This is a genomic window from Pseudoalteromonas sp. TAE79 (genome assembly GCF_000498015.1).
Lineage (GTDB): Bacteria > Pseudomonadota > Gammaproteobacteria > Enterobacterales > Alteromonadaceae > Pseudoalteromonas.
In genome coordinates this window covers 25,689-31,811 of sequence record NZ_AUTL01000132.1, presented here as the reverse complement: position 1 = coordinate 31,811, position 6,123 = coordinate 25,689, and the positions used below count along the sequence as shown (strand labels likewise).

Below are 6,123 nucleotides of genomic sequence, written 5' to 3'. Positions count from 1 at the left end.
ATAGCAAAAAGATTTTTCCATGTGGTGTGCTGCAATGAACAAGGGCGCTTAGTTAAAAAGAAAATGTTAAAGCGTGCGCAAGTGTTATCTTTTTTCCAACAACACACTACGTGTTTAGTTGCTTTAGAGGCCTGTGCAACTTCTCATTTTTGGGCTCGAGAAATCAGAAAATGTGGTCATCAGATAAAGCTTATTCCACCTCAGCATGTAAAAGCCTTCTTAGTTGGCAATAAAAATGATTATAACGATGCTTTAGCAATTAGCGTTGCTTCAAAACAACATCATATTAAGAGTGTCTGTATAAAATCAGTTGAGCAACAAGATAACCAAGCACAGCACAAAGCGAGAGAATTAGCGGTCAGACAAAGAACGGCACTATGCAATCAAATCCGAGGCTTAACTGCTGAATACGGAATTATTTTAAATCAGGGTATAAACACAATACGCAAAAGTATCCCCCTAATTTTAGAAGATGAAAATACCGGATTATCAGGCGCATTTAAAGCGGTACTAAAGCAGTTAGAAACACAATTGAGTAACTTAGACAGCTGCATTGAAACTTACAGTACATTAATAGTTGAAACAGCAAAAAATAATGATATTTGCCAACGGATCCAAACAATACCTGGATTTGGTCCTATGGTATCAAGCGCCTATTTCAATGAAGTTGGAAATGGCAGTAACTATAAAAGAGGCCGCGATGTTTCAGCGTCTTTAGGTATCGTTCCGCGTCAACACAGTAGTGGCGGGAAAGATACTTTACTTGGGATAAGTAAGCGAGGAAATAGCTACTTAAGGTGCCTGTTGATCCAAGGAGCAAAAGCGGTTGTCTCAAGAGCAAAAACGAAGAATGATAAATTAAGTCAATGGATAAACCGACTGGTTCAAACTCGAGGGCATAATCGAGCATGTGTAGCTTATGCCAACAAGATGGCGAGAATGGCTTGGGCTATTAGCGCTTCAGGTGAGAGTTACTCACCCGTATAAATACTCTTCAAAGAATTGCGTAAGTGGCTAAAACGATGACATAACAGGTCAAACCTGCATATTGAAAACCTATAGAGTTCAGTGGTAGTAAATACCGATAACCTGATCAGGACAATATGCGCGGATTACATCAAGGTCAGAAGTAATAATCTTCACTAAAAGACCGTATATATGACAGCAAACCTGTCCCTGCTATCGTTGAATGACACCTTGCAATACTGGAGGAGACCATATATGAACTCTGGATAATAAATCTATCTCAAGCAGCTATTTTCAGCGCTCAGGTTAGTTAAATACTTAAAAAGCACGGTTTTCTAATTTAGAAGCCGTGCTTTTTTGTGTTTTATAAACGCTTAATCTAAATTAAATAGTAACCACTATGCGACCGTTAATTTCACCTTTGAGCATATCATCAAAAATTTCGTTAATGTCCTCTAAGCGTTTTTCTTCAATAATCGCTTTTACTTTACCTTGCGCTGCAAATTCCAAGCATTCTTGCAAATCTTTACGTGTACCAACAATAGAGCCAACTACTGAAACGCCATTAAGCACAGTATCAAAAATAGGAAGTGGCATATCCTCTGGAGGTAATCCCACTAATACGCATTTACCGCCACGGCGTACACTTTTATAGGCTTGTTCAAACCCAGCTTTAGACACTGCAGTACACACAACACCATGCGCGCCACCGACTTGTTCAAAAATAGCTTCGCTTGGAACCACCTCTTTAAAATCGAGGGTGATATCTGCGCCTAGCTCTTTAGCAAGCGCGAGTTTTTCTTTGCCTGTATCAACAGCTATTACATTAAAACCCATTGCTTTAGCATATTGCACGGCCAAGTGCCCAAGCCCGCCTACACCAACAATAGCAACCCACTGCCCTGGTTTAGCACCAGATACTTTTAATGCTTTATAGGTTGTAACACCTGCACAAAATAATGGAGCAGCCTCAGAAAAGCCTAATCCCTGAGGTATTTTTACAACGTAGTCGCCATGCGCTAAACAATATTCTGCATAACTACCATCAATAGAATAGCCCGTATTGTGCTGCGATAAACACAGTGTTTCTTTGCCATCTAGGCAAAACTCACAGTGCCCACATGCACTATAGAGCCAAGGAATACCCACTCTATCGCCAACTTCTAAGTGCTTAATGTTGCTTCCGACTTTTTCGATAACACCGACACCTTCGTGCCCTGGTACTAATGGCATTTTTGGTTTTACTGGCCAATCCCCATGACAGGCATGTAAATCGGTATGGCAAACGCCACAGGCCGCTATTTTTACTAAAACATCATTTATTCCCACCTCAGGAATTGGTAAGTCTGTTATTTGTAATTTACCTTTGTATTCATTATTAATTGCAGCTTTCATAGTCATTCCATCGTATGTGAAAAAATTAAAAATAAGGATTTATTTACGTATTGTTGTGTACAACATATCCCAATATAGATGTATAAATATTAATCTAAATTATACTTTAGTCGTTAAAATCAATTTATAAAATGGCTAAGAACTTGCTATCCAAAATGAGCGTGCTAGCATTTACTTTCTGAAATTACTGAAAGTTACTAAGCTATGAGTTTATCCGAAAAGAATTTTGCCTTTGTAATGCATTGTGGTGAGATGGGCAGCCGATGGGGATTCAATCGTACAATTGGGCAAATGTGTGGTTTGCTGATTATTACTAAAAATCCAATGACAGCTAATGAGATTGCAGATGCGCTTAGTATTTCTCGCGGTAATGTAAGTATGGGTATTAAAGAACTGCAATCGTGGCAGTTAATTAAAATACAGCATATTCCTGGCGATCGTAAAGAGTACTACGCCCCTGCTGGCGATATTTGGGATATGGCAAATCGCGTATTTGAAGAACGTAAAAAACGTGAAATTGAGCCCACCTTAACACTACTACGCGATAACTTATTAGACGAAGCCAGTAACGATGATGAGCTTTATGCACAAAAACAAATGGGTGAGATTCACAACCTACTTGAAACCGTCACTAAATGGTCATCAGAACTACAGCGTTTAACGCCAGAGCAACTTAATAAGCTAATGAAGCTAGGTTCTGGAATTGGTAAAGTTATTGACCTAAAAGAAAAGATATTCAAAAAAGAATAAAGCCGCAATTGCGGCTTTATTTATAGGTATATTTTAAGAATTAGATTTTTGGATAACCAATTCTATCCGACAAGTAACCTACACTAGTAGCAAAGTAATACGAGCGATTCCAATGCATAAACACTTTGTAGTTATCGTACGCTAAGTACATACGGCCATTTATATCATCAGGCATAACCAGCGCAGCACGTACGTCTACATTAGGTAAATCAGAACCATCAGCTTTACGAACACCCAGTGCTTGCCAATCAGCTAATGAGCGCTCTGAGTCATTCCAATATTCTAACCACTGCTTGCGAGTTTTGGTACCACGCACTAAAACGTATTTACTATCAAAGTTTTCAGGTAACTGAACTTGGCGACCCCACGTAAGAGAGTCATTCCAGCCTTCTTGTTTTAGATAATTAGCAATTGAGGCAAAAGCATCTTCTTTTGTAGTCCAAATATCTTTACGACCATCGTTATTGTAATCAACCGCGTAAGCATTAAAAGAGGTAGGCATAAATTGCGTTTGCCCCATTGCGCCTGCCCAAGAGCCTTTAAATTTATCAAGCGTTATGTGGCCCGACTTTAAAATATCCAGTGCAGCCCAAAGTTGGCGCTTATAAAGTGCTTCTCGGCGTCCATCAAAAGCAAGTGTCACTAATGATGAAATAACGTTATGTCCGCCTTGAATTGTACCAAAGTTACTTTCAAGTCCCCAAAGCGCCACTATAAAGCGTGCTTGTACGCCAAACTCTTTCGCTACTTTTTCAAGTACCTCTTTGTTTTCTGCGTAAAGCTTACGTGCGCGGTCAATTTTCCATTGTGGTACACGTTTTGGTAAATACGTTTCAAGGGTTTCTTTTACTTCTGGCTGGTTTTTGTCAGCCGAAACCACTTTTTCTTTATACGTTGCTGTTGCAAACGCATCGTCAATAAGTTTGGCTTCGTAACCTTTTGCGATAGCTTCTTGCTTTAAATTCGCTAAATAATTTTGAAATTCAGCCTGAGTTTTTGCCATAACAGGTGAGCTTAAACATACACCACATAATATAACGATAAGTTTTTTAATCACTATCAACTCCATTGTCTTTTCGTAATTGGCTTAGCAAACTTTGCTCAGGTGGTGGAATTTGTAAGTAGTAGCCTTTATCAGGATTTGATAACGCTGCTTTTACAGTTTCTAAATCTGCCCCACCTAAATGCTCACGTTTTGTTAAATTGATGATCATCACATAAACAGGTTGACCAAACATAGTCATCAAAGGTTCCGGAACTTTACTAAAATCATCTCTTTTTTCAACAAATAAGAACGTATCCGCTTTTTTCTTACTTTTATATACTGCAGTGAGCATTATGGCCCTATAAATTCTTGCTTAACAATGCCGCACACTATAACATGAGAGTAATAATAAGTTAGAAAAATTAGATTAGAAATTTCAATAAAGGCTCTATTCAGCCTACGTTTATCTAAAATTAATTTCTAATCAGACAAATCAATTGAGCGTGTATGTCGGACCAAATTTTTGAGTTAAAAGGGAATCTTTTTACGTTATCAGTTTTGCATCTTTATAGTACTGATATAAACCTTTTAGCAGAACAACTGTATGTAAAAATAGCCCAGGCCCCTAAGTTTTTTGAGGGTGCGCCTATTGTCGTTAATTTAATTGAAATTAAAAACAGTTCACTTGATTTTGTTCACTTAAAATCATTAATCGAGCGAATGAGTTTTAATGCGGTTGGTGTGTGTAATGGCTCAGATGAGCAACATACTCAAGCAAAGGCTGCTGGCTTATCTGTTTTAAATTATTCACAAGACGTTAAGAGCGAACCTGTTAAACAAGAGTCCAATACATCGATTGTAGAAAAAACGGTGCATTTACCAGCGCAAATTATCAGCGGTACAGTTCGCTCTGGACAACAAGTTTATGCAAAAGATAGAGATTTGATAGTACTTGGCGCAGTTAGTCATGGTGCGGAAGTCATTGCCGATGGGAATGTGCATATTTATGGCACGCTACGCGGTCGCGCTATTGCAGGCGCAAAAGGTTTTAAAGAAGCACACATTTTTTGCCAAAAACTTGAAGCCGAGCTGGTTTCAATAGATGGTAATTACTGGATCAGTGATTCGCTACAAGGTGAACATTGGGGAAATGCAGTGCAAATACAACAAAAAGACGAATCATTAGAAATTTCAGCATTGGTTAAAGGATAAATCTCATGGCAAAAGTAATTGTCGTTACCTCAGGTAAAGGCGGTGTTGGTAAAACAACATCAAGTGCTGCAATTGGCACAGGCTTAGCGTTAAAAGGCTATAAAACAGTTATTATCGACTTTGATATTGGTTTACGTAACTTAGATTTAATTATGGGTTGTGAACGCCGCGTTGTTTATGACTTTGTAAATGTAATTAATGGTGAGGCAAACCTTAACCAAGCGCTTATTAAAGATAAACGTGTAGATAAATTATTTTTACTACCTGCTTCACAAACTCGTGATAAAGATGCTTTAACACGTGAAGGTGTTGAACGCGTACTAAATGAACTAAAAGAAGACTTTGATTACATAGTATGTGATTCACCAGCAGGTATTGAAGCTGGCGCTATGATGGCAATGTACTTTGCTGATGAAGCAATTGTAACAACAAACCCAGAAGTGTCGTCAGTTCGAGATTCAGATCGTATTTTAGGTATTTTACACAGCAAATCAAAACGTGCTGAAGAAGGCCTAGAAAATATTAAAGAACACTTACTATTAACACGCTATAACCCTGGTCGTGTTGAAAAAGGTGAAATGCTATCGGTAGAAGATGTGCAAGATATTCTGTCAATCCCATTATTAGGGGTTATTCCTGAATCGCAAGCGGTATTAAGTGCTTCAAACTCAGGCCAACCTGTTATATTGGATACAGAATCTGATGCAGGACAAGCTTATGCAGATGCGATTAGCCGCTTACTAGGTGAGACTGTCGACTTTCGCTTCTTAGATGTAGAGAAAAAAGGTTTATTCAAACGGATATTTGGAGGTTAA

7 protein-coding genes are annotated in these 6,123 nt (G+C 38.5%); 4 read left to right on the top strand and 3 right to left on the bottom strand.

The annotated features are described in order from the left end of the window. The coding region (locus L655_RS0109230) for an IS110 family transposase (protein WP_024604568.1) at window positions 1–987 on the top strand (987 nt) is incomplete at its 5' end. 363 nt (window positions 988–1,350) lie between these two features. Here L655_RS0109230 and adhP read toward each other — a convergent pair. Further along, complete coding sequence (adhP, locus tag L655_RS0109225) at window positions 1,351–2,361, bottom strand: alcohol dehydrogenase AdhP (protein WP_024604846.1); 1,011 nt, start codon at window positions 2,359–2,361, stop codon at window positions 1,351–1,353. A gap of 204 nt (window positions 2,362–2,565) precedes the next feature. On the opposite strand from adhP, the gene L655_RS0109220 reads away from it, so the two are divergent. Then, window positions 2,566–3,111 (top strand): MarR family transcriptional regulator, encoded by a 546-nt coding sequence (locus tag L655_RS0109220; protein ID WP_024604845.1) that lies wholly within the window; start codon window positions 2,566–2,568, stop codon window positions 3,109–3,111. A gap of 40 nt (window positions 3,112–3,151) precedes the next feature. Here L655_RS0109220 and L655_RS0109215 read toward each other — a convergent pair whose 3' ends face one another. Both L655_RS0109215 and L655_RS0109210 read right to left on the bottom strand, forming a co-directional pair. Then, window positions 3,152–4,168, bottom strand: a complete 1,017-nt coding sequence (locus L655_RS0109215; RefSeq protein WP_024604844.1) for a lytic murein transglycosylase — start codon at window positions 4,166–4,168, stop codon at window positions 3,152–3,154. After that, complete coding sequence (locus L655_RS0109210) at window positions 4,161–4,448, bottom strand: YcgL domain-containing protein (protein ID WP_024604843.1); 288 nt, start codon at window positions 4,446–4,448, stop codon at window positions 4,161–4,163. The genes L655_RS0109215 and L655_RS0109210 overlap by 8 nt, the downstream gene beginning before the upstream one ends. A 155-nt stretch (window positions 4,449–4,603) precedes the next feature. Between L655_RS0109210 and minC the strand changes: the two genes are divergently transcribed. Together minC and minD are read left to right on the top strand one after the other, a co-directional pair. Then, complete coding sequence (gene minC, locus L655_RS0109205) at window positions 4,604–5,308, top strand: septum site-determining protein MinC (protein ID WP_024604842.1); 705 nt, start codon at window positions 4,604–4,606, stop codon at window positions 5,306–5,308. 5 nt (window positions 5,309–5,313) lie between these two features. Then, the gene (minD, locus tag L655_RS0109200) at window positions 5,314–6,123 is read left to right on the top strand and encodes a septum site-determining protein MinD (RefSeq protein ID WP_024604841.1); all 810 of its coding nucleotides are present in this window, start codon (window positions 5,314–5,316) and stop codon (window positions 6,121–6,123) included.